At 61.0% G+C, this 23,573-nt stretch carries 23 protein-coding genes and 1 pseudogene; 5 read left to right on the forward strand and 19 right to left on the reverse strand.

What is annotated here, in order from left to right:
- From ACMUOY_RS14075 to ACMUOY_RS14100, 6 genes and pseudogenes are all read right to left on the reverse strand, one after another.
- Positions 1-1,184 (reverse strand): annotated as a pseudogene (locus tag ACMUOY_RS14075) (hypothetical protein); the annotation flags it as partial.
- A 37-nt stretch (positions 1,185-1,221) separates the two neighbouring features.
- Positions 1,222-3,369: a type IV pilus secretin PilQ gene (gene pilQ / locus ACMUOY_RS14080; protein ID WP_413893361.1), complete on the reverse strand. Its 2,148-nt coding sequence runs from the start codon at positions 3,367-3,369 to the stop codon at positions 1,222-1,224.
- Positions 3,366-3,908, reverse strand: a complete 543-nt coding sequence (locus ACMUOY_RS14085) for a pilus assembly protein PilP (RefSeq protein WP_413893362.1) — start codon at positions 3,906-3,908, stop codon at positions 3,366-3,368. Before ACMUOY_RS14085 ends, pilQ begins: the two co-directional genes overlap by 4 nt.
- Positions 3,905-4,579 (reverse strand): type 4a pilus biogenesis protein PilO, encoded by a 675-nt coding sequence (locus ACMUOY_RS14090; RefSeq protein WP_413893363.1) that lies wholly within the window; start codon positions 4,577-4,579, stop codon positions 3,905-3,907. The genes ACMUOY_RS14085 and ACMUOY_RS14090 overlap by 4 nt, the downstream gene beginning before the upstream one ends.
- 14 nt (positions 4,580-4,593) lie before the next feature.
- Complete coding sequence (locus ACMUOY_RS14095) at positions 4,594-5,331, reverse strand: PilN domain-containing protein (protein ID WP_413893364.1); 738 nt, start codon at positions 5,329-5,331, stop codon at positions 4,594-4,596.
- On the reverse strand, positions 5,328-6,407 hold the full coding sequence (locus tag ACMUOY_RS14100; protein ID WP_413893365.1) for a pilus assembly protein PilM: 1,080 nt from the start codon (positions 6,405-6,407) through the stop codon (positions 5,328-5,330). Before ACMUOY_RS14100 ends, ACMUOY_RS14095 begins: the two co-directional genes overlap by 4 nt.
- A 264-nt stretch (positions 6,408-6,671) precedes the next feature.
- Here ACMUOY_RS14100 and ACMUOY_RS14105 point away from each other — a divergent pair, with 264 nt between their 5' ends.
- Positions 6,672-9,071 carry a penicillin-binding protein 1A gene (locus ACMUOY_RS14105; protein WP_413893366.1) on the forward strand — a complete coding sequence of 800 codons (2,400 nt, stop codon included), beginning with the start codon at positions 6,672-6,674 and terminating at the stop codon, positions 9,069-9,071.
- Here the strand turns inward: ACMUOY_RS14105 and cyaY are convergent, their stop codons facing one another.
- Positions 9,072-9,401: an iron donor protein CyaY gene (gene cyaY / locus ACMUOY_RS14110; protein WP_413893367.1), complete on the reverse strand. Its 330-nt coding sequence runs from the start codon at positions 9,399-9,401 to the stop codon at positions 9,072-9,074.
- A 12-nt stretch (positions 9,402-9,413) separates the two neighbouring features.
- On the opposite strand from cyaY, the gene lptM reads away from it, so the two are divergent.
- Together lptM and lysA are read left to right on the forward strand one after the other, a co-directional pair.
- Entirely contained in the window at positions 9,414-9,599 is a 186-nt protein-coding gene (lptM, locus tag ACMUOY_RS14115; RefSeq protein WP_413893368.1) for an LPS translocon maturation chaperone LptM, read from the forward strand.
- Positions 9,596-10,873, forward strand: coding sequence for a diaminopimelate decarboxylase (gene lysA, locus ACMUOY_RS14120; RefSeq protein WP_413893369.1), 1,278 nt, complete (start codon positions 9,596-9,598; stop codon positions 10,871-10,873). The genes lptM and lysA overlap by 4 nt, the downstream gene beginning before the upstream one ends.
- Positions 10,874-10,916: 43 nt before the next feature.
- On the opposite strand, the gene ACMUOY_RS14125 is transcribed toward lysA, so the two are convergent.
- From ACMUOY_RS14125 to ACMUOY_RS14135, 3 genes are all read right to left on the reverse strand, one after another.
- A complete protein-coding gene (locus ACMUOY_RS14125; RefSeq protein WP_413893370.1) occupies positions 10,917-11,528 on the reverse strand; it encodes a sulfite oxidase heme-binding subunit YedZ in 612 nt (203 codons plus the stop codon).
- Complete coding sequence (msrP, locus tag ACMUOY_RS14130; RefSeq protein ID WP_413893371.1) at positions 11,528-12,535, reverse strand: protein-methionine-sulfoxide reductase catalytic subunit MsrP; 1,008 nt, start codon at positions 12,533-12,535, stop codon at positions 11,528-11,530. Before msrP ends, ACMUOY_RS14125 begins: the two co-directional genes overlap by 1 nt.
- Positions 12,536-12,698: 163 nt before the next feature.
- On the reverse strand, positions 12,699-13,325 hold the full coding sequence (locus ACMUOY_RS14135; protein WP_413893372.1) for a c-type cytochrome: 627 nt from the start codon (positions 13,323-13,325) through the stop codon (positions 12,699-12,701).
- 84 nt (positions 13,326-13,409) lie between these two features.
- Between ACMUOY_RS14135 and yihA the strand changes: the two genes are divergently transcribed.
- The gene (gene yihA / locus ACMUOY_RS14140) at positions 13,410-14,159 is read left to right on the forward strand and encodes a ribosome biogenesis GTP-binding protein YihA/YsxC (RefSeq protein WP_413893373.1); all 750 of its coding nucleotides are present in this window, start codon (positions 13,410-13,412) and stop codon (positions 14,157-14,159) included.
- Positions 14,160-14,195: 36 nt separating this feature from the next.
- Here yihA and ACMUOY_RS14145 read toward each other — a convergent pair whose 3' ends face one another.
- Positions 14,196-15,059 carry a lysophospholipid acyltransferase family protein gene (locus ACMUOY_RS14145; RefSeq protein WP_413893374.1) on the reverse strand — a complete coding sequence of 288 codons (864 nt, stop codon included), beginning with the start codon at positions 15,057-15,059 and terminating at the stop codon, positions 14,196-14,198.
- Positions 15,059-15,901 carry a lysophospholipid acyltransferase family protein gene (locus tag ACMUOY_RS14150; protein WP_413893375.1) on the reverse strand — a complete coding sequence of 281 codons (843 nt, stop codon included), beginning with the start codon at positions 15,899-15,901 and terminating at the stop codon, positions 15,059-15,061. Before ACMUOY_RS14150 ends, ACMUOY_RS14145 begins: the two co-directional genes overlap by 1 nt.
- A gap of 152 nt (positions 15,902-16,053) precedes the next feature.
- Between ACMUOY_RS14150 and metK the strand changes: the two genes are divergently transcribed.
- A complete protein-coding gene (metK, locus tag ACMUOY_RS14155) occupies positions 16,054-17,238 on the forward strand; it encodes a methionine adenosyltransferase (protein WP_413893376.1) in 1,185 nt (394 codons plus the stop codon).
- A 79-nt stretch (positions 17,239-17,317) separates the two neighbouring features.
- Here metK and ACMUOY_RS14160 read toward each other — a convergent pair whose 3' ends face one another.
- The 7 genes from ACMUOY_RS14160 to ACMUOY_RS14190 all read right to left on the reverse strand — a co-directional run bounded on the left by ACMUOY_RS14160 (position 17,318) and on the right by ACMUOY_RS14190 (position 23,555).
- Positions 17,318-17,611: a TusE/DsrC/DsvC family sulfur relay protein gene (locus ACMUOY_RS14160; RefSeq protein ID WP_413893377.1), complete on the reverse strand. Its 294-nt coding sequence runs from the start codon at positions 17,609-17,611 to the stop codon at positions 17,318-17,320.
- Positions 17,612-17,670: 59 nt separating this feature from the next.
- Positions 17,671-18,057 carry a thioredoxin family protein gene (locus ACMUOY_RS14165; protein ID WP_413893378.1) on the reverse strand — a complete coding sequence of 129 codons (387 nt, stop codon included), beginning with the start codon at positions 18,055-18,057 and terminating at the stop codon, positions 17,671-17,673.
- Between the two features lie 311 nt (positions 18,058-18,368).
- Positions 18,369-19,022, reverse strand: a complete 654-nt coding sequence (locus ACMUOY_RS14170; RefSeq protein WP_413893379.1) for a hypothetical protein — start codon at positions 19,020-19,022, stop codon at positions 18,369-18,371.
- Between the two features lie 127 nt (positions 19,023-19,149).
- Positions 19,150-20,139 carry a cyclase family protein gene (locus ACMUOY_RS14175; RefSeq protein WP_413893380.1) on the reverse strand — a complete coding sequence of 330 codons (990 nt, stop codon included), beginning with the start codon at positions 20,137-20,139 and terminating at the stop codon, positions 19,150-19,152.
- Positions 20,140-20,300: 161 nt separating this feature from the next.
- Positions 20,301-20,696: a VOC family protein gene (locus tag ACMUOY_RS14180; RefSeq protein WP_413893381.1), complete on the reverse strand. Its 396-nt coding sequence runs from the start codon at positions 20,694-20,696 to the stop codon at positions 20,301-20,303.
- Between the two features lie 95 nt (positions 20,697-20,791).
- Positions 20,792-21,352 carry a DUF1697 domain-containing protein gene (locus ACMUOY_RS14185; protein ID WP_413893382.1) on the reverse strand — a complete coding sequence of 187 codons (561 nt, stop codon included), beginning with the start codon at positions 21,350-21,352 and terminating at the stop codon, positions 20,792-20,794.
- 85 nt (positions 21,353-21,437) lie between these two features.
- Entirely contained in the window at positions 21,438-23,555 is a 2,118-nt protein-coding gene (locus ACMUOY_RS14190; RefSeq protein WP_413893383.1) for a sulfatase-like hydrolase/transferase, read from the reverse strand.
- Positions 23,556-23,573: the final 18 nt, after the last annotated feature.

Genomic DNA, 23,573 nt, shown 5'->3' on the forward strand with positions numbered 1-23,573 from the left:
GTGGCCGTGTAGGGCCCGGTGCCACCACGCACAGCATAGGTTTGCGTTGAACCAATGGCAATCGTGACGCCGGTTGGCGGTGCCGTCGTGGACAACGCGACTGTCGAAGCCGCTGGCACCGTAACCGCTACGGGCACCGTCGCGCCCTGACTGTCTCTGATGACGACGTTTGCCGCGCCGGCCGTAATCCCGGTCACCGTCAGACTGTTATCCACAAGTGAAACAACAGCGACACTGGTATTGCCGCTGGTGGCCGTGTAGGGCCCGGTGCCACCACCCACACCATAGGTTTGCGTTGAACCAATGGCAATCGTGACGCCGGTTGGCGGTGCCGTCGTGAACAACGCGACTGTCGAAGCCGCTGGCACTGTCACTGCCACGTTCACCGTCGCGCCCTGACTGTCACTGATGAAAACGTTTGCCGAGCCGGCCGTGATCCCGGTCACCGTCAGGCTGTCACCCACAAGTGAAGCAAAAGCGACACTGGCATTGCTGCTGGTGGCCGTGTAAGGCCCGGTTCCGCCGCGCACAGCATAGGTTTGAGTTGAACCAATGGCAATCGTAACGCTCGGCGGTGCCGTTGTCGTTAACCCCGGTGAAACCGTGGTAACCGACACATTCATCGTTGCACCAGCACTGTCACGGATGAGTATGTTGGTTGTACCGGCCGATACACCGGTGACGATGTAGTTGTTTCCGGCCATGGCAACAGTGGCAACAAGTGTATTGCCGCTTGTCACGGTATAGGGAGCGGAACCGCCACCAATGCCATAAGTCTGCGCCCACGCACTACCGATTGCAACTGTGATACCAGAAGGCGCAGTGGTGTAAAGGTCCTTGGCGGAACTACCGCTGACGGTTAGTGCCACCTTCACCGAGGCGCCGGCACTATCTCGAATGGTCACTCCCGCTGTACCCGCTGCAACGCCGCCTACATCAAGCAAATTTCCATTAACCCAAACTATCGCAATCGCGGAATTGTCACTCGCTGCCGAGTATGGAGCCTTTCCTCCACCAATGGTGAACTCCTGGGACGCACCGGGGGCTAGCGTCAAAGTATCGGGCGCAGTGGTAAAGAGCGGGATAGTTGACGAGGTCGAGTTTGTACCTGGATCACCACCTCCGCCGCAGGCCACAATCAGGACCGCCAGAAAAACACCCAAGAGCAATTTCAATCTGCGCATTATTGCCATCCTATTCAAAGTAACTTTTCTGGGAACTTCAGCGCGCGATCGCACGCTCAGCAATCACCTTTGGCGTAATGAAGACCAGCAACTCCTGCTTGCTGGTATTGCGCGTACGGGTCTTGAACAGGTTTCCAAGGTAAGGAACATCGCCCAACAGCGGAACCTGGCTCACAGACTCGTTTTCCTGCAACTCAAATATCCCGCCGATCACCACAGTGCCACCGTTCTCAACGAGGACTTGGGTCCTCACGTGTTTCGTGTTGATCGCGATGCCCTGAGCCGTTGTTTCACCTCGGCTATCCTTGGTCACGTCCACGTCAAGAATAACGTTTCCTTCAGGGGTGATTTGGGGTGTCACCTCCAGCTTCAACGAAGCTTTCCGGAAGGCAGTAGACGTAGCACCGCTGCTTGTAGCCTGCTGATACGGGTACTCCGTGCCTTGTTCGATTAATGCCTTTGCCTGATCTGCGGTAACGACGCGCGGACTCGCCACGATTTTGCCTTTGCCATCGGCCTCCATGGCAGACAACTCCAGATTCAGGAAGCGGTTCGCCGCGTTACTGAACAGTGCCATTGCAAACGTGGCCGGTGCATATCCACCTTGCCCGATGGCCGGCAGATTGACGAGCGTTGTGTTCAGGTTATTTAGTGACCCGGACGACTGTGTCGTGGTCGCCGTCATGGCGTCGTAGGTGCCCGCAAAGGCCACTCGGTCGCTACCACCACCCACCGGATATCCTGCCTGCCCCCCTTGGATACCACGCAGGTCCGCGCCACCTAGGCGGACGCCCAGCGAACGTCCAAACGTATCCTGAGCTTCGACGATACGCGCCTCGATCATGACCTGCCGGACCGGAATATCGAGTTTGGACACCATTTCCTGGATCAATGCCAGTTTCGATGGAATGTCCGTGATGAACAGTTGATTGGTCCGCGGTTCCCCAAATGCGCTTCCTCGGGGGCTCATAAACCGCTGGCCTTGAACGCCCCCTGGACCTCCAGCGTTGCTTTGATTAAGTTGCACCAGGATGTCCGATACCTTGGCGTAGTTCAGCTGAATGGAAATGCTGCGCAAGGGCTCAAGCCCCTGAATGGCCAAGCTCGATTCGAGTTCCTGCTTTTCCTTGGCGTTGATTTCATCCCTCGGGGCGATCATCAGGACGCTGCCCACCTTGCGCATGCCCAGGTTCTTCGCACGCAGGATGATGTCAAGCGCTTGATCCCACGGTACATCTTTCAGACGCAGGGTGACCGAACCACCGACCGTGTCCGAGGTAACGATGTTGAAATTCGTGAAATCGGCAATTACCTGAAGAAGTGCTCGAACTTCGATGTTCTGGAAGTTCAAAGAGAGCTTCTCTCCACTGAAGTTTGCCCCTTGGGCCAGTTTTCCTGAGTCCACTTTCTGCGGTCGGACTTCGACCACGAACTGGTTGTCGCTCTGATAGGCGCTGTGTTCCCAGGCGCCGCGTGGTTCGATCACCATGCGTACCCGGTCGCCAGTCTGGAATGTCGTGACGGACTGGACAGGCGTACCAAAGTCCGAGACGTCCAGTCGACGCCGCATGCCTTCAGGCATCGATGACTTCAGAAACTCGACGACCAGTGTCTGCCCCTGCTGCTTGATGTCCACACCCACCTGGCTGTTTGCGAGGTCGACAATGACACGCCCTGCACCCTCAGCTCCCCTGCGGAAATCCATGTCCTTGATAGCAAGGACATCACGATTTCGGTCTTCGGAAAACACGGTGGCTGCAACCACGGCCCCAGATGGTGCCGCCACCGGGTCAAGCGAAACAAACAGACTCTTGCCTCGGATTTCGGTCTTGTAGTTCGTCGTCTGCTTCAGATTCAGCACCAACCTGCTCCGATCACCCGACTGAACCACGTTGATTGATCTAACGTTTCCCTGGTTGACATCGACAGTAGGCCTGCCCAATCCGTTCACTACTCCCAACAAATCTAACGCAATTCGTGCTGGACTGTGGATCGAAAACCCGTTGGGCGATGTCGGAAGCTCCTGCGTAAGATCAACACGGATGATCTCAACACCCCCTTGAACAGAGGCTGTAACGGATTCGATGGTGTTCTGCGCGAACGCGGCAAATGACAGGAGTGTCGCTAATAAAACGGACATGCCACGGCACACTTGCTTTAGAACCATGCTCTGCTGATTTTTCATCTTGACCTCTCTTGCAACTGCAACGTGGCAGAGCGTTCAATCCACTCCCCTGCAGCATCCTGCACTATCTCTCTCAGGACGATCTCCGTTTCAGAGACCTTGGTTATTCGACCATAGTTCGGACCGAGATAATGCCCCGGCTTGACCTGATAAAGCAGGTTATCCACCCTGACTATCGCCACCAAATGTCCGCCCTTATTTAAGCTTCCAACCATCTTCATGCTATCCAGAGGCATACTTTCCAGCGGCTCTTTACGGCGGCTGAGCTCAGGCGCCACCAACGCGGCATTGGAAGTTGCACTGCCAGACTCCTGGCGCAGGGCCTGCACCAAGCGTCCGACGCTGAAAGGATCTGCGCCCACCTCCTGCACATAGACTTGAGGCTGAAACTTCTTGGGTGCAGGTATGGGTGCGATCTGGGGCTTGGTCTGGTTGCGTTGATCGGTCATCCACTGCTGCAACTCATCTTCACCTGACCCTGAACAACCGCCCAAGATCAAACCCAACAACACAACCGCAATGAACCGGCTGGCGATCATTTCTTGCCCCCTTTGGGCGCCGCCGCCTGGCGTTGGGCCGCAACTTCTTCCGGATCCAGATAACGAAAGGTCTTGGCCGTCGCATCGAGCGACAAGGATCCGTCTCGGGCCGGCAAGAGGGTCAGGTTGTTCAAGGTCACGATACGGGAAAGATAGGCAATATCTGATGTGAACAAACCAATATCGTTGTAGCGCCCGGTCACCCTGATTGCAATAGGTAATTCGGCATAGTATTCCTTGACACTGACCTGCCCTGGACGGAATAAGTCAAACTGGAGACTGCGTCCTATGCCGGCTTGGTTGATATCCGACAGGAGCGCGTCCATTTCGGCCTTGCTGGGGAGCTGCTTTTCCATCTGGGTCACATACTGCAGGACCTGCTCCCTTTGCTTCTTCAGAGCTTCTAGGTTGACCGCCTGTGCAAGCTTCTTTGAGTAGTCATCACGCAGGCGCACTTCTTTTGCACGCTCGGCTTGTAGCTCTGCATCAGAATCCTGAAGCCACAAGTACCACAAGGCTCCAACCACGAACATGGATATGCACGCGCAAAAGAGGTAGCGCGGCAATGGCCCCCAAGCCGCCGGATTTCTCGAGTCAAGGTTACGGAACTGCTTCTGAACACCTTCGAAAAAAACTGCCAATTGGGTTGTCTGAACTTTTCGGGTCGCCATATTTTTCCGCCCTCCTACGGCTTCACTACCGCGGACGATCCCGCGCCCCCTGCCGCACGAGCCACAGAAGCCGCACTGCCCGGAGCTGAAGCAGCGCTTGCCACAATGGCTGCCGCACCTGATGAGGCCGACGCGGCTCTGACTGGCGTTGAAGCCGCGCTAGCTGCCGCTGAAGCCGCATGCGCCACTTCACTGGGTCGGCGCAACTGAACACGGACGGTGAAGTTCGAGACCCTGCGTTGGTCTCTGGGAGAAAGGGCCACATTGCCCGCAACGATTTCGACGAGTTCGGGGCGCGTCAGCCAAGGACTGTTGTTGGCAAAATTGCGCAACAATTCCGACACCCTCTCATTCGACTGCGCAGTACCCGTGATCGTCACCAACTGATTCTGCTGTCGCAAGGTCGTGAGGTAAACGCCATTCGGCAGTTGTCGCGTAATCTCGTTCAAGAGATGGACCGGCATGTTCCGGTCGGACTGCAAATCTTCAACGGCCTGCTGCCGGGCCCGCAGCGAGGCAATTTCAGCCTGCAGGGTGGCGACGTCCTTGATCTGCGCTTCCAATCGCTTGATTTCCGTCTGCAGGAACTGATTCCTGCTACGTTGATTAGAAATTTGCGTTTCGTACCAGACATAGACCAGACCAGCCACCAGCGCACCAAACAAGGCCGCAGCCACCAAGGTGGCGTAGAAATGTTCCTGCCGACGCTTGCGCGCGGCCTCACGGTGCGGCAACAGGTTGATGAGAATCACTGAAAAAACCTCCGCATGGCTAAACCGCAGGCGGTCAGGTAGGAGGGCGCCTCGCGGCGCAACTTGTTCTCACGAACGCCACCGCCGATTTCCATTCCAGCAAAAGGATCGATCAAACTGCAAGGAAAAGAAGTCTGCTGCGTCACTGCAGCCGTGAGGCCTGCCAATGCCGCCGAACCGCCAGCCAGGAAAGCATAGTCCACCCTGTTATAAGGCGTGCTGGTGAAAAAGAACTGCATGGCGCGACTGATTTCCTGCGCCGTGCTCTCGACAAATGGCTGAAGCACACCGCTACCGTAGTCATCTGGCAGATCACCACCACGCTTCTTGGTTTCCGCCTCTTCGGGCGTGAATCCATACTGCCGCACGATCAACTGGGTCAGTTGTGCGCCGCCAAAGGCCTGGTCACGGTCGTATAGCACTTCCTGATTGCGGATGACCTGCATGCTGGTCGTAAACGCACCGATCTCGAACAGAGCGACGATGGCATCCGCACCATTGTTGGGCAGCGTCTGGATCAGCCGATCTGCGGCCAGCCTGGACGCATAGGACTCCACATCGAGAATCACGGCGTTCAGACCAGCGGCCTCGGCCAGCCCCTGCCGGTCCTGCACTTTGTCCTTGCGTGAAGCGGCGATCAGGACATCCACGTCACCCGCCGACGATGCGCTCGGCCCGATCACGCAGAAATCAAGGCTCACCTCATCAAGCGAGAAAGGAATGTATTGATTGGCTTCCGACTCGACCTGAACCTCGAGTTCCTGCTCGCTCAGCCCACCCGGCAGAACGATCTTCTTGGTGATCACTGCCGAAGGCGGCAGCGCCATCGCAACGTTCTTGGTTCGTGTTCCGCACTTCTTCACGGCACGCCGCACCGCCCCGGCCACTTCGTCGAAGTTTTCGATGTTCCCATCGGTGATCCAGCCACGCTCCAGTGGCTCCATCGCGCAACGCTCCAGCGTGAACTGCCCTGAAGATCCGCGGCTCAACTCGACCAGCTTCACGCTGGAGGAACTGACGTCCAACCCAAGCATCGGCGCCGGGTGGCGGCTAAATAAGGATCCCAATGAGATCAAGACAGTCCCCTGAACCCGGCCATGAAGCAGCCGGCAAACTTAAGAAATCACTTCAATGCTATCAGCAAGCCCGTTGCCTCTCAAAGGATTTTGGGACACCGGACACGCCGAAACGTTGTCAAAAGCCGACGTCCACCGCCTGCAATGCCTGAAGTGACCAAGAATAGTCCCTATCGTGTTGCGACAGGTAACAATCGGATACCAAGCGTACCGGCTTCGAGCTGATCGATTTTTATAATGGGCTGGCGCAAATGTGCCTACCATATGCCGAACCAGCCTCAAACCCAAGCCCCCCCCCAACAAGCCGAAACAACAGGAAGAACCTGGAAGTTTCGGCTGACTCGCTGGGCGTTTTGGGGAGCGGGCCTGATATTGGCGGTACTCGCTTCTGTGGTGCTGGCCGTGGCCGTCGCGCTGGCAGCCGCTTTTCCCAATCTGCCGGATATCTCCGATCTGGCGGACTATCGTCCGAAGCTGCCTTTGCGCATTTACACCTCTGAAGGCTCGCTCATGGGCGAGTTCGGTGAGGAAAGAAGAAGCCTGACGCCTATCGCCGATTTTCCGCAGGTCATGAAAGATGCGGTGCTGTCCATCGAGGACGCGCGCTTCTACCAGCACGGGGGCGTTGACTACCTGGGCGTCATCCGCGCGGGATTGGCCAACATGGGGCGTCTGAAAAGCCAGGGTGCGTCCACCATCACCATGCAGGTTGCGCGCAACGTGTATCTGTCCTCGGAAAAGACCTACACGCGCAAGATCTACGAAATACTCTTGACCTTCAAGCTCGAGCATCTGCTGACCAAGGACCAGATTCTTGAGATCTACATGAACCAGATCTTCCTTGGCAATCGGGCCTATGGATTTGCCGCAGCATCCGAAGCCTATTTCGGCAAGCCCATCAAGAACATCACGATTGCCGAAGCGGCCATGCTGGCCGGGTTGCCGAAGGCGCCGTCGGCCTTCAATCCGATCAACAATCCCAAGAGGGCCCGCTCCCGGCAGCTCTACATCATCGAGCGCATGGAAGAGAACGGATTCATCACTGCCGCTCAGGCTGAAGCCGCCAAGAAAGAGGAACTCAAGGTCAAGTCAGGTTCAGACAATGCCAAGGTTCATGCCGAATACGTGGCGGAAACCGTCCGCCAGCTGATCTATGCACAGTATGGCGATGAGACCTACACCCGCGGCCTGAACGTTTACACCACCCTAAAGGCTGCAGAACAGGACGCGGCCTACCGCGCCCTACGCAAGGGAATCATGGACTATGAGCGGCGCCAGATCTACCGCGGCCCCGAGCAGTTCGTCGACCTGCCAACGAATCCCAAGGAACTTGAAGAGGCCATCGACGATGCGTTGACGGAACATCCTGACAACGACGACGTCCTGTCCGCTGTGGTGACGGAGGCCAACCCCAGGAAAATCGTTGCGATCCGGCAGAATGGCGAGAGCATCGAGATCACCGGCGAAGGACTCAAGCCGGCCCAATCGGGCCTTTCTGACAAGGCCGCGCCCAAGATCCGCATTCGCCCCGGGGCGGTGATCCGGGTTGTTCGCACACCCAAGAACACTTGGGAGATCACCCAGTTGCCTGAAGTTGAGGGCGCCTTCGTCGCCGTGGATCCGCGCGACGGGGCTATCCGGGCGCTGGTCGGTGGATTTGACTTCGCCAAGAACAAGTTCAACCACGTTACGCAGGCCTGGCGCCAGCCAGGCTCAAGCTTCAAACCTTTCATCTATTCTGCAGCGCTTGAAAAAGGCTTTACGCCGGCCACCATCGTCAACGACGCACCGCTGTTTTTCGACGCTGGCGTTACCGGCGGGCAACCTTGGGAGCCCAAGAACTACGACGGCAAGTTCGAAGGCCCGATGCCGCTTCACACGGCGTTGGCCAAGTCAAAGAACATGGTGTCCATCCGGGTTCTGCAGGCGGTGGGGGCGCAGAATGCGCAGGAGTGGATCACACGGTTTGGATTCGACGCTGAGAAGCACCCCCCCTACCTGACGATGGCCTTGGGTGCGGGTTCTGTCACGCCCATGCAGATGGCCACGGCCTACGCCGTCTTCGCCAATGGCGGCCATCGGATCAACCCTTGGCTGATTGCCCGGATTTCCGACCAGAAGGGCAAGATCCTGGTCGAGAGCAAGCCTCCAGCATTGAATGAGGCTGCACGGGCCATCGACGCCCGCAACGCTTTCATGATGAGCCGCCTGCTGCAGGAAGTTGCCCGCTCCGGCACTGCGGCCAAGGCACAGGCCGCACTCAAACGGCCAGACCTGTATGGCAAGACCGGCACCACCAATGACTCGGTTGACACCTGGTTCGCCGGCTACCAACCGACGTTGGCCGCCGTGGTCTGGATGGGTTACGACACGCCACGATCGCTGGGTGACCGGGAGACAGGTGGTGGGCTGAGTCTTCCCGTGTGGATCAGTTTTATGGAAACAGCCTTGCGTGGCGTGCCCGTCACAGAGGTTGCAGCCCCTGAAGGCGTCGTGAACTCAGGCGGCGAGTGGTTCTATGACGAGTACACGCATGGGAGCGGCGTCAGCAACCTGGGACTGGATGACCGCGGAGCCAAGGGCAGCGCACCTGGCGCGTCGACCACCCAGGAACTCCCTCCGGCGGACGAGCGCAAACGCATCCTCGACCTGTTCAAGAATTGATCAGGCGCTGAACACCAAAGCGACGCCTGCTTGTTCACTCGCATCGCGCGAAAGGCGGGCAAAGAATTCGCCTTGGCCCTTGGTGTCCATCCAATGGGTGCCATCGAATTTGAAGTGGTAGCCACCCGAACGCGCGGCCAACCAGACTTCATGCAAGGGCTTTTGCAAATTGACGACGATCTGGCTAAGGTTCCCAAACGTCAGCGTGATCATGCCGCCGACGCGCTGGTTATCAATGTCCGCTTCGGTGTCGTCGTTGATGCGATCGCATCCGGACTCCACGCTGGCGAGCAGCCTTTCCGCGTGGTCCATGAATTCGAGGTCGGTCATTACAATTTGCCCATGTTGAAGCGAACGCGAATTCTAGCCAGTGGCCTTTTCCTTGCCGCCGGTGCGGTGGTTCTGGCTGGCTGTGGGCAGAAGGGTCCACTGATCCTGCCCCATGCGCCGGCTTCGGCTGCCTCCATGCCGTCAACCTCGGTCACGCCCGGCGCCCCTCTCGCACCTGCTGCCTCCAACACCCCATGAACGTACCCCACATTCCCGGCGCGCCCCACTTTGCCTATCGTGGCACGCATTTGTACATCGAGGACGTACGGCTGACCGATCTGGCGCGTGTGCATGGGACACCGTTGTATGTCTATTCGAAGGCGTCGATGCAGTCGGCTCTCGCAGCCTACCAGCGCGGCTTCGCGGGTCGAAACGTGCAGATCTGCTATGCCATGAAGGCCAGCTCCAGCTTGGGCGTCCTCCAAGTGTTTGCGCAGGCGGGCTGCGGTTTCGACATCGTCTCCGGGGGTGAGCTGCAGCGTGTTCTGGCAGTTGGTGCAGCGGCAGACAAAGTCATTTTTTCAGGCGTCGGCAAGACCCGTGCCGAAATGCGCGACGCCCTGGAGGCAGGCATCGGCTGCTTCAATGTCGAGAGCGAGGGCGAACTTGAGGTACTGAGCGAAGTGGCGCTGGCGCTCGGCATGCGGGCGCCGGTGAGCATCCGCGTAAACCCGAACGTGGACCCCAAGACCCATCCGTACATTTCCACCGGCCTCAAAGGCAACAAATTTGGCGTCGCGCACGAACGCACCCTGCAAACCTACCAGCGCGCAGCCAACCTGCCGGGCCTACGAGTCGTCGGGATCGATTGCCATATCGGCTCGCAGATCACGGAGGAGGAACCGTATCTCGACGCCATGGATCGCGTGCTGGACCTGGTGGACGCCATCGAAGCCGTCGGCATCCCGATTCAGCACATCGATTTCGGTGGCGGACTCGGCATTGATTACAACGACGATACTCCGCCGGAAGCCGATGCCCTGTGGTCGCGCCTGCTCATGCGCCTGGACGCACGCGGCTACGGCGACCGGCACCTCATGATCGAGCCTGGCCGCTCCCTGGTCGGCAACGCCGGTGTCTGCCTGACCGAGGTGCTTTACCTCAAACCTGGTGAGCACAAGAACTTCTGCATCGTCGACGCGGCCATGAACGATCTTCCCCGTCCGGCCATGTACCAGGCCTTCCACCAGATCGTGCCGCTCGAGCGTCGTGATGGCGAAACCATCAGCTTCGATGTGGTCGGTCCCGTCTGTGAGAGCGGTGACTGGATCGGGCGGGACCGCGCGCTCCATGTCCACGCCGGCGACCTCCTGGCCGTGATGTCAGCCGGCGCCTACTGCATGAGCATGGCCAGCAACTACAACACCCGCGGCCGCGCCGCCGAGGTGCTGGTCGATGACAACCAGGCCCGCTTGATCCGCCGCCGCGAAACCGCTGCCGACCAGATGCGCGGTGAATCATTGGTCAGATGAATGCTATGATTTTTGTATCATCAAATGACCAAAGGACGCTGGTTTACTGCAGTTTTCTTCTTAAGAACCTCGCCAAGCGCCACCCCAGCAAGACACACAGGATTGCGCCATAGACGGAGACTTCTGCAAAGTCATTCTTCCCGGCACGCATCCAGAAAAAATGCAGGATTACCAGCGCGGCGACAAGGTAAACCAACTTGTGGAGTGCTTGCCAGCGCGCTGCCCCCAGACTCCGGATCGCCCGGTTAAACGATGTCGCCGCAAGCAGCGTCAGGAACACAAAGGCGACGAATCCCACCAGGATGAACGGGCGTTTTCCGATGTCCCTCAGGACATCTCCCCATTCAAACCCCATGTCGAATCCGATGTAGCTCAAAGCGTGCAGAGTCGCGTAGGAATACACCATCAAGCCCAGCATCCTGCGAAATCGCGCCAGTGCCGGGCTGCCGCTGACCACGCGCAGGGGTGTCACGGCGAGCACCAGGCACAAAAACCGTAGCGTCCAGTCCCCAGTGGCCCGGATCAGATACTCTGCGGGATTCGCGCCAAGCCGGTCGGCGAACGCGCCGGCGAGTAGCCAGGCCAGCGGCAACAGTGACGCGACAAACACCAGCGGCTTGGCGACCGGATGCAACAGAATCCGCGCACCCAGCATCAGTAGTTCTTCTTCAGATCCATCCCCGCATACATCTGCCCCACCTGCGCTTCATAGCCATTGAACATCAGCGTCTTCCGTTTCTTGGCAAACAGACCATCCTCACCAATGCGGCGCTCAGTGGCCTGGCTCCAACGAGGGTGGTCCACGTTCGGATTCACATTGGAATAAAAGCCGTACTCCTGGGCCGCCGCCTTGTTCCATGCGGTGGCGGGTTCTTTTTCGGTGAACCGGATCTTCACCAGACTCTTTGCACTCTTGAAACCGTATTTCCACGGCACCACCAGACGCACCGGCGCTCCATTCTGGTTCGGCAGCACTTCCCCATACATGCCAAAAGCGAGCAGGGTCAGCGGGTTCATTGCCTCGTCCATGCGCAGACCTTCGACGTAAGGCCAATCGAGAACCCTCGATCCGACGTACGGCATCGTCTTCGGATCTGCCAAGGTGACGAACGCCACGAACCGCGCATTGCCCAGGGGTTCAACCCGCTTGATCAGTTCACTCAGGGAATAGCCCACCCACGGAATCACCATAGACCAGCCCTCGACGCATCGCAGGCGATAGATCCGCTCCTCCATCGCACTGATCTTGAGCAGGTCTTCAAGGGCGTACTTGCCGGGCTTTCGCACGGCCCCTTCGACCTCCACCGTCCAAGGCGAGACTTTCAAGGTATGGGCGTTGCGGGCCGGATCCGACTTGTCGGTGCCAAACTCGTAGAAGTTGTTGTACGTGCTGGCGTCCTTGTAGTCCGTGAGCTTCTCCATGGTGACTGCACCTGGGAGATTCGAGCGGCCTCCCGGCAACGCCGCCAGCTTGCCGGGCCGCGCCACAGCGGCACTGGTCTGGGCCAGCGCGTCACGCCCCGCCCAACCGGCCAATGCGGCACCCGCAACGCCGCCCGCCATGACACGCAGCCATTCGCGCCGCTGCTCGTAAATGGCCTGCGGCGTGATGTCACTCGATACGGGGTGAATGAAGCCGGTGTTGGAAGACTTGATGAGCATGGCGTGGTCCTTTTCTTCCAGAGAGTCGCACAGTGGCAGCCATTCTTACAAAGTTTCAGGAAAAACCTCCGGCCAGCGCCTTATGTCCGACCTGCGGTCAGGGTGCAGACAAAAAAAAGCCCCATCCGACCCGATGGGGCTTGGTACAGGTGAACTGGAGCGTCTAGCGCAAACCAGCGATGTAGTCGGAAACCGCCTTGATTTCACGTTCATTCATCTTGGCCGCAACACCGGTCATCTGGGCGCTGTTCTTGCGAACGCCATCACGGAAGGCCACCAACTGGGCCACGGCATAGTCGGTGTGCTGCCCGGCAATGCGGGGGTACTGCGCCGGGATGCCGGCGCCGTCCGGGCTGTGGCAACCAGCACAGGCCGCGATCTGGCGATCGGGAATGCCGCCACGGTAGATCCGCTCGCCCAGAATCACGGTTTCCTTGTCTTTCGCAAAGCCAGGCTTGGCCTTCTTGGACGCCAGCCAGTAGGAAATATTCCTCATGTCGTCCTCGCTCAGGGCGGCCACCATGCCGCTCATGATGGCGTTGGCGCGCTTGCCCGACTTGAACTCCTTGAGCTGTTTGAAAAGATACTCGGGGTGCTGCTGGGCCAGCTTGGGATTGGCCGGAATCATGGAGTTGCCGTCAGCGCCATGGCAGGCAGCACACACCGTCGAGAAACTCGCTTCACCCTTCGCAAGATCGGGCTTGGCAACTTTGGCGGCAGCTTTGTCATCCGCGGCTACCGCGGAGACGGCAAACAGGGCGACCATCAGGAAAGAGGCAAACAGCTTCATGGCGAAAATTCAATTAGGTTGGCGCAAAACCACATGATTCTACAATGCCCACTTGGGTTTGCCCCAATTCACAAAGGTCCCCGGATGAACCCTCCCCTTACTGACTCCACGCCCGGCGCTGCCGTTGTCCCCACGCCGGTGGTCGCAATGGGATGGATGCACACCGCCCGATTCCTTACGACGGCGCCCCAGTTGCATTTTTTGCCGCAGCTGGACATGCCCGAGATCGCTTTCGTCGGCCGCTCCAACGCCGGGAAATCCACCTGCATCAACACGCTGACCCAGCAAAAGCAGCTCGCATTTGCATCCAAGAAGCCAGGACGTACCCAGCACATCAACCTGTTTGCGCTGGGCAAGCAGAATGCGACCGATGCCGTACTGACCGATTTGCCCGGATACGGCTACGCCGCGGTCCCCAAGCAGGACAAGATCCGATGGCAGCGGGTCATGGCCAATTACCTGGTCACCCGCGAAAACCTGACCGGCATCGTGTTGCTGTGCGACCCCCGCCTGGGCTTGACCGAACTCGATGAAATCTTGCTCGACGTCATCCGCCCAAGGGTTGAAGCGGGGCTGAAGTTCCTGGTCCTGCTGACCAAATCCGACAAGCTCACGCGCGCGGAGGCGGCCAAAGTGCTCTCGATCGTGCGTCTGCAGGCGGGCGGCGGCGAGGTCAAGCTCTTTTCCGCGCTCAAGAAACAGGGCGTTGAGGAAGTCGCCCAGTTGCTCTGGCAGTGGGCGCACCCGGCCGTGCCGGTGGCGAACCCGACCCAGGTACCCATTGGGGCGGGCGACACGCCTGTCGCAGCCACCGCATCCGACACGCCACCCTGAACAGCGACCAAGGCCAAGTCGCCGCCCTGTTAAGCTTCAGTACACCGATGGCTCGCCGGGCGGACGGGTCTTGAAACGTTTGTGCACCCAGTAGTACTGGGCCGGCATGGTGTCGATGTAATCCTGCAGGCGAAGGTTCATGAGCGCCGTGTCCGCCTCCAGATCCTGGGTGGGGAAATCGGCCCACGCCGGATGCACCTGCACTTCGTAGCCCGTGGCGGTCATGCGGGTCGTGATCGGCACAACCTTCGCGCGCCCCAGGCGGGCCAGGCGGGACAGCGACGGCACCGTCGCCGCCGCCACCCCATAGAACGGCACAAAGATGGATTCCTGGGGCCCGAAATTCATGTCGGGCAAGAGATACAGGACTTCGCCCGAACGCAGTGCCGCCACGATCGGCTTGAGGCCATCCGCCCGGTAGAAGAGACGCACATGACCGAACCGGCGCCGACTGTCCCTAATCCAGGCGTCGATCGCAGGACTGGGTTGCGGGGTGTAGATGGTGGTGTAGCGGCGATCGATCTGCTGGCTCAGGGCCGTGGCGCCGGCGTCCAGACCATAGAAATGCGGCGCGAAAATGATGGTCGCCTCTTCTCCCTGAAGCTCCTGGACAGCGCCCGTGATCTTGAGGCGCGAGCGCACCACATCGGGGTGGCCGTGCCACAGCCAGGCGCGGTCCAGGAAGGACTGGGCGAAGTACACAAAGGACTGGCGCGCCAGCGACTGCCGTTCGGCCTCGCTGCGCTCAGGAAAGCACAACGCCAGGTTGGTCAGCACCACCTTGCGTCGCGGCGCCACCAGCGGATACAGCACCCAACCCAGCACGGCGCCCAGACCGCGAATCCAGGACAAAGGCAGCGGCGCAATCAGCCGCATGAACAGGATACCGGGATGGGGCATCAGACTTCCTTCACCGGATCGCGCCGGGGCTGCTTGTAGCGGCCGTAGCCCCACAGGTACTGCTGCGGACACTCGCGGATGAGCCGCTCCATTTCCTGGTTGATCTGCACCACCGCGCCATCCAGGTCACCAGGCAATGGCGCCGCGAGTTCCCGGAAATGCAGCCGGAACCCGCGCCCCCACGGCAATCGCTCTCCCCAGACCAGCAACACGGTGGCTCCCGTCTGCAAGGCCAGGCGGGCGCCCAATGTCATGGTGTAGGCGGGTTGACCGAAGAAGGGCGCCCACTGCCCCATGCCGTCGGGAGGCACCTGATCGGGCAGCAGCCCCACCGCCCGCCCGGCCCGCAGCGCCTTGATCATCTGGCGCACACCAGCCAAGGTGGTCGGCGCTGTTTCAAGCCCGGGCCGCTCGCGGGCGCCCGCCAACACTTCGACCATCACCGGCTGGCGCGCCGGTCGGTACAGCACGAGGATCGGCCCATGGGCCGGGCTGTAGCGCTGGGCCAGGCCTTGGGCGGTCGACTCGAAGCACCCCAGGTGCGGTGTCAGGAAAATCACGCCCTGCCCTCGGGCATAGGCCGCATCCACGCAGTCGGATCCCTCCCACTGCAGCGGTGTGGGAGCGCCCATCCACAGTCGCGGCAGTTCCGCCGACATCCGTCCAGCGTGGGCGACCGCAGCGCGAACCTGCGCGAACGAATAGCCCGCCTGTGCCGCATTGGCAACAAAGCGCCTCCGATACGTCGGGGACAACGCAAACACCACCCAACCCAGCGCGGCGCCCAGCAGGTGCAGGAGCCAAAGTGGCCAGCGGGACAGCAACCGGAAGAGGGTGAGCATCGAGAACTTGATAAACTAAGGGCGTCGCTGAGTTAAATGAGCAACTTGCAGGGCGACGTAAAAACAATTCTGCTAAAGCGTTCGCCGGGGCTCCACCAGCCGAAGGCAGCGCAGGAAATGCAAGCTTTCAGCCGACACAGGAGTTTATTCAAATGGCGAACGACTTTCTCTTTACCTCCGAATCCGTCTCGGAAGGCCACCCGGACAAGGTAGCCGACCAGATTTCCGACGCGATTCTCGATGCCATCTTCAAGCAGGATCCCCGCAGCCGCGTGGCCGCCGAGACGCTGACCAATACCGGCCTCGTGGTGCTGGCCGGTGAAATCACCACCAACGCGCACGTGGATTACATCCAGGTCGCGCGTGACACCATCAAGCGCATCGGGTACGACAACACCGACTACGGCATCGACTACAAGGGCTGCGCCGTGCTGGTGGCCTACGACAAGCAGAGCAATGACATCGCCCAGGGCGTGAACCACGCCTCCGACGACCACCTGAACACCGGCGCGGGCGACCAGGGCCTCATGTTCGGCTACGCCTGCGATGAAACACCTGAACTGATGCCCGCGCCGATCTACTACGCGCACCGTCTGGTGGAGCGCCAGGCGCAGTTGCGAAAAGACGGCCGGCTGCCTTTCCTGCGCCCCGACGCCAAGAGCCAGGTCACCATGCGCTACGTCGATGGCAAGCCGCACAGCATCGACACCGTGGTGCTGTCCACCCAGCACAGCCCTGACCAGAGCGAAACGCAGACCAAGATGAAAGACAGCTTCATTGAGGCCGTGATCGAGGAAATCGTCAAGCCGGTACTGCCGAAGGAATGGCTGCAAAACACGAAATACCTGGTCAACCCCACCGGCCGCTTCGTCATCGGCGGCCCACAGGGCGACTGCGGCCTCACGGGCCGCAAGATCATCGTCGACACCTATGGGGGCGCCTGCCCGCACGGCGGGGGCGCCTTCAGCGGCAAGGACCCGACCAAGGTGGACCGCTCCGCCGCCTACGCCTGCCGCTACGTGGCCAAGAACATCGTGGCTGCTGGCCTGGCACGCCAGTGCCAGATCCAGGTCGCCTACGCCATCGGAGTCGCCCACCCGATGAACGTGACGGTCTACACCGAAGGCACCGGCGTGATCCCCGACGACCGCATTGCCGAAATCGTGCGCGAGGTCTTCGACCTGCGTCCCAAGGGCATCATCCAGATGCTGGACCTGCTGCGTCCCATCTACGAAAAAACCGCTGCTTACGGCCACTTCGGCCGTGAAGAGCCGGAATTCACCTGGGAACGAACCGACAAAGTCGCCGTCCTGCGCGACCTCGCCGATCTCAAGTAAGCAACCCAACCACGGCACCTCCTGGTGCCCACCTTCAATTTGGGGGGCGGCCGAGGGTGCAGGCGCTTGACCAAGGGCTTCAGACGCAGCCAGTGGGTTTGGGCAGGCCGCCGTATTTGGTGATCGGCTTCATCGGGCCGGTCATCCAGAGCTTGAACACCGCATTCTGGTCTTCGTTCAGGTACTTGGCGAACTTGCGAATCGGCGGCACGCTGCTGAATTCTTCGAAATACGCCCGCGCCTTCATGATCTGGTCCCATTTGGCCTCGTCAAGTTCATAGCCGTCGGCTTCGGCCATGGCCCGGCCAACGTCCTCGGTCCACGCATTCATGTCCGTCAGGTAGCCGTCGCCGTCGCGTTCGGGAATATTCATGGGATGCCTTTCATTTACGAAGGTGAAATCACTGCCAACCAGGCTCCGGGCCCGCCATGTCAAGCGTGCTGGCCAGCCGGAGCGGGCGCCAGCACGGCGCCTTGGCGGGCATGCTCGTCGACCAAACGGTCGAGAAAGCCGCGGAGAAAACCTTCGGTCTGCGCGCCGTGAAAACGCTCCATGACCACACCTCGGCTGTAGGCGATGACGGTCGGGAAGCCTTTGGCCTGATGCCGGCCGGCGATCCGCATGTTTTCGTCGGCATCAACCTTCGCCAGCACAAATTTCCCGCCATAACCGCCGACCAGGCGCTCCAGCAGGGGCGTGAGCACGCGGCAGGGGCTGCACCATTCGGCGCCGATGTCGAGCACGACCGGCACCTCGTGCGAGCGGGCCAGCACCAGCGAATCAAAATCGGCTTCTACAACGTCGTAAGAGAGATTCATGGCTTGCGGATATTTTCCTGAGGTACGGGGGCCAGTATATTGTTCATGCCAATTTTCCGCAGCGGCCTGACGCAATTCCAGGGATTCCCTTCGAGGGATCCGCTGCCTGTACAGCCACTGGCTAGTGCCCCATTGCGACGGGTAGATGGGCACCACGAATGCGACTCTTGCGCTTGCTGCTTCCGCGCCGGGGTCTGGACGGCAAAAAGACGGACAAAACCCCTGCGCTGCACGACCCCACAAGTCTCAAGCAAACAACCCGGGAGTTACCGGCTCCTCGACCCGACAAGGGGACCCCAAGGTGCCCTTGCTCATTTGGCAGGCGGCACCTGAGACAGCAACACCGCTTCCAGTTCGCCCGCGCCCTGCGGATGGGAGGCGGGACGGGTGACGAGGCGCTTGGCCAACACAATGCCGGCGGCCGGCGCGGTCCAGCGGGTTTCGACTTCACCAAAGTTGTTCGTGGTGACCACCTTGTAGGCCTTGTAAGTGCCCGCCGGCACCGTGACGTCCTCCCAGGCCTCCACCTTCCAGTTCACTTCCAGCGGAACGCTCCGTCCCGTGGCGGGCGTTGTCACGGTGTGCTTCGACGTCCAGGTCTTGCCCACCTGCATGGGCCACTGGAAACCCACGGGCGGTTCAAAGACCATCGTTGCCTTGCCCTCCGCATCGAGAGTGGCCATGTTGGCATGGGTCTTGGGGTCAAACGCGCTGCCGCCAAGCCGCGCCATCTGGATCACCGCCGGACGCCCTTCCCAGGTGGCGTGTGTGAAGGTCCAGACCACCGGCCCGTCAAAGGTGCCCAGGCTGCCGGAGCTCTTGCGATGAAAGGTCGTCACCGTGCCGGCCGGGGTGGCCGCAGGCGATTCGGCGACCGGTTGAGCGAAAGTGGGGACCGACAAAAAGGACATCACCACCACGGCCGCTGCAAACGCGACAGGTTGAAAGGTGTTCAGGCGTTTCATGGTTTTCTCCTCCGAATGGTCTTTGCGACTCCCGGAGCCCGGATGACGCCGGGAAGGGCTGAAGCCCCATGTTCATCATGCGCCGCTTCGGTTTGGGCGCCATGATTTTTCTCAACGTTGCCGCTGGTCAGTTGAAACTCTGCTTGCCCTTGGGTTTGTCACAGGCGGCTGTACGTTCGCGCAACCCCTTCGCCTCGTTCCACACCAGGCGCTTCTCGTTGAAGGGCAGCGGCGCCTCCGGCACCTCACCGGGTCGTGTGCCGTGTGACCAATCCGGCGGACAGATGGCCGTGAAACTGGCAAAGCCGCCGGTGCCGCCTTTCAGCCGCGGAAAGCCGATGGCCACCAGTGCGCCGGTTTCAGGCACCTGGTCCAGATGCGCCACGCCCTCAGCCTGCATGTAGCCGTTGGCCATCAACCAGTCTTCCGAGGTCAATGTGGGGGTGGAATCGGTGTCCAGCGGCTCGTGGCCGTGCAGCAGAATCTGCCGTTCCAGATGCAGAAACATTAGCGCTTGCAGCGACACCCCCGGAAAGCGGCCATCAGCCGGCTGAAAGCGCTTCGCGTCCGGCCACCGCTTGTGCCAGTCCGAGCGCACCATGACCACCGCTCCTTCCGGAACCCGCCCGTTCCGGCGCTCCCAGGCGCGCACGTCGGCAGCCGTGAGCTGGTAGTTCACATCCGCCTGAACCCGGTCCGCAATCGAGATCACCGCCAGCTTGCGCAACGCCAGCGTGGGTGGCAGCTCGTCGATGGCCGCAAAGCACGGGTGCCAGTGCGCCGGCGGGTCCAGCTGCGTGCCGAACTGGTCGGTGGCAAAGGTGTAGGCCGTGGTCTCCAGCCCGGTCTTCTCATAGGTGAACGGCGCATAGGGCGCCGTCTCATCCAGCCGGCCAGTGCCTTGGGCGAAACGGGTGGTCGGGGGAAAACCTTTCCACACCGGGCTGTCAGGCTCCAGCACATGCGACAGCGACACGAAGCGCGCCCGCGCGAAGGCCTGGTCCCAGACGCCCCAAAGACCGGCTGCACGCTTTGCCTTCGCGGACACCGCGGCTGGCAGGGTGGCGCTGCCCGCAACAGCAAGGCTGGTGAGTTTGAGCAAGTGACGACGGTCCATGGCGAACTCCTGACAACGACAAAGTGATTGTTCTCAACCGCCGCCGGGCTCCCATCCGACCGGCTGAACTGCCCTCTTGGCATCGTTGACGTCCATGCGGTTCAGGCGGCCTGCCCACGTACCACGCCACCGTTCCGTCAAGGGCCGGCGTCACCATCGCCTCAAGACTCGGCTACATGGCAGGCCACGCAGAGCTTGTTGCCGTCCGGATCCCGGAAATAGGCACCGTAGTAATGTTCGTGGTACTCAGGTCGCAGGCCGGGTGCTCCTTCCGAGACACCCCCATTCGCCATCGCGACGGCGTAGGCGTCGCGAACAGCCGCACGGTCCGCCGCCAGAAACGCCACCATCTGCCCGTTGCCCGGGTGATGCGGCTGCTGGTCATAGGGCCTGCCGATCAGGAACAGCGGGCGCGGGTCCGGTTGCGATTGCCAGCCCGCCCACGGCCGGCTGGCATCAAGAAAGCGGGCCTCGATGCCCAGCGCGCCCAGGACCGGCTGGTAGAACGCAAGGGCGCACTGAAAGTCGCTGACGCCGACGAAGATGTGGGAAAACATGCCAATCGCTCAAAGGGTTCTTTCGGCCGAATGTTGCCGCCAAATGGCCAGCGCGGCAATGGGCCCAGTCGCCGGAGACTGCGGGGCCTGCGCACTCACGCGGTTGCCAGGCATTTCCTGACGGTATCGAGGGTGCGGGTCGTGATGTCCTTGCCGAAGGCCTTTTCCAGCATGACCATGAAAACCGGTCCCTTTGGGTGCGGTACATACGCCGTCAGCACGTCGTTGCCAAGCCGCTTGAGGATCTGCACGCCATCGCGCTCGATCGGCAGGTCGGGTCCCGCTTCTTTGGCGTCGCGCAAGAAGGTGACCACCCGCTTGGCCTCTTGGGGCACAGAAAACACTGCGAAGGGATCGGCGTCGAGCAGGGTTTGAAGGCTTTGGGCGGACCGCACCACCGTGCCAAAGGTGCGCCCCATCCCGATGGCCATTGCATGCTCTGCCAGATCCTGGATTTCAGCCGGCGAGGTCAACCCGGAACTGAACACCACGTTTCCGCTCGCCAGCACCGTCCGAACCTCCCCGAAGCCCGCGGACTCGAAACAGCGCTTGAGATCCGCCATGCCGGCATTCTGCGGCGTGACGCCTCTCAGAAACGCCACGTAGCGATGGCTGATCCCGGCGGGTCTGCGCGGCCTCGCTGGCACGCCGCTCACGACCAAATACTCCTGAAGTGATAGCTATACATGACCATTTGACGGTGGGTCTTCAAACAAAATGGCAAATTTCCATCCCGCGTGCTCAATACAGCGAATAGGCCTTTGCGCAGGGGCCGGCGTTTCGAGCCAGCAGGTCCCGGTCGACGTCATTGGTCAAACCGTCAAAGTTCAGGTCGTAGGTGCTCGACAAGCCCCAGGCCTGACTGATCATGCGCCAGTTGTCCAGGTCCTGCGCATTCACCACGCCGTCGATGTTGCCGTCGCCGACGCAGGCGGGCTGCGACGCCAGCATGCGGTCCAGCTTGGCGGTCAGGTCGTCGTAGATGGCCTTCAGCGGGGCGCTGAGCGTTTGCGTCAGCAGGTTCTTGTCGGCGTCGTCAAGGGTGGGCTTCGGCTGGTTCTGGTCCACCGCGTAGAACTCGCTGAACGGCACGACGCTGCAATTGTCGTTGGCGGGGTCGTACTGCTGGACCGTGTTGCGCACAACCTTGTGGGTGGCGTTGCGGATCGCGGTGGACGTGTCGGGCATGATCTCCACCATGTCCTTGCCCGCCTTGTACAGCGCCTGGTTCACCTGGCAGCAGGTCTGATAGCCGGTCGGCTTGTTCGGCACGCTGGGATCGGTGGCGCCGGAGCCCCACCAGACACCGCCGTTGTCCTCGCACACGCCCTTGTTGATGGGAATGTGCGAGCAGGTATTGCCGCCGATCACGCAGGGGCCGTTGCGCCCCCCGTTGCGCTGGATGTTGGATCCACCCTGAGAAAAATTGATGCTGCGCACGCTGGGCTGGTCGGCCCGCCGGAGGTAGGGGAGCAGAGTGGCTGAATCCAGCACACGGGGCACGCTCGCATGCACGTCGATGCCCGCGATTTCACCGAACAGCTGGTATACGTCGACCATGTTCACCATGTGATCGACAGTGCGATTGGGCTGGTTCACCAGCGGTCCGGACACGATCAGCGGCACCCAGACGCCGGTCTGGTAGGCCGTGCCTTTGGCCCGCTGGGCGTTGAACGGCAGCTTGACCATGTTGCCCAGGGTGCCGTTGTCGCCGACGATCACGATCATCGTGTTGCTCGCCGCCGGCGTGTAGGCCAGGGTGCCGTCAGGGCTTCGTCGGGCCAGGCCGGTCTCGACCAGCAGGCGTCCGACCTCGGTGTCCATGGCCTCGATCATGCGGTTCTGCAGGTCGCGCTGCTCGGCCAGTCCCGTGCAGCCCAGTGAGTCGCCAGTGCCGCTTGAGCGCGGCGTGAGTGCGCTCGGCGGCTGCTGGATCGGCGTGTGCGCGCCCGTCAGGCTGACCGTGGCCATCCACGGGCGTGATGGATTGCGCTGCCGGATCCAGTTGATCGCGGCGTCGACCTCGATGCTGGTGCGGTAGCCCCGCGCGCGCCGGTCGGTCAGCGGAACGACCTCCACCCCGGCCGCACTGTTGATGACGAGCGGGGAAACGTAATATGCATTCGCCTTGCCGAAATCCAGCGACGCCGGTGGCGTGGCCTGGCATGCAGCCCGTGGCACAAAGATGCCGCCTCGGGTCACGCACTGCTTGCCGACGGCGTCCTGCCCGGGCGACGCAGCGACCAGGGGCTGACAGGTCTTGTCGGGCAGATAGCAGGCCCCGCTGTCCGCGCCGCCGCGACTGGCCGGCGGAACGAAGCCGCAGGGGTAGGTGCCCTGCGGCGCGACGCCGCCGGCCGTGGTGTCGATCGATGCCGGCAAGCCGCCGACCCAGCCGTAGAAGTAGTCCCATCCCAGCACACCGGGCGTTCCGTTGCCGGCGGCATTGTTCTCCGGCCCCGCCAGATGAAACTTGCCGAACAGGCCGCTTTCATAGCCTGCGGTGCGAAGCAGCTTCGGCGTGGTCATGTCGTCGGGCGTGATCTGGGAGTTGGCCAGGTCGTTCTCGCCGATCGCCTGGTAAATGTTGGTGCGCAGCGGATAGCGTCCGACGAACATCGCGGCGCGGCCCGGAGAACATTCGGGCATGGACCAGGTGTTGCCGAAGCGCAGGCCCGCCTGGGCTACGGCGTCGATGTTCGGCATGTTCGGCGGCGTGGCACCGCCATAGCCGAAGGACGGCATCTGGTCGATCCCGACGTCGTCCATGATCACGAACAGAATGTTGGGCCGCTCCGGCGCCGTCCCGGTGGACGAGCCGCTGCAGCTGGCCAGTTGCAGCGTCGCGAAGACGAGCAAGAAAAGGATTCGGAATCC

This window comes from Candidatus Skiveiella danica, assembly GCF_022705245.1.
In the GTDB taxonomy this organism is placed as follows: domain Bacteria; phylum Pseudomonadota; class Gammaproteobacteria; order Burkholderiales; family Burkholderiaceae_C; genus Skiveiella; species Skiveiella danica.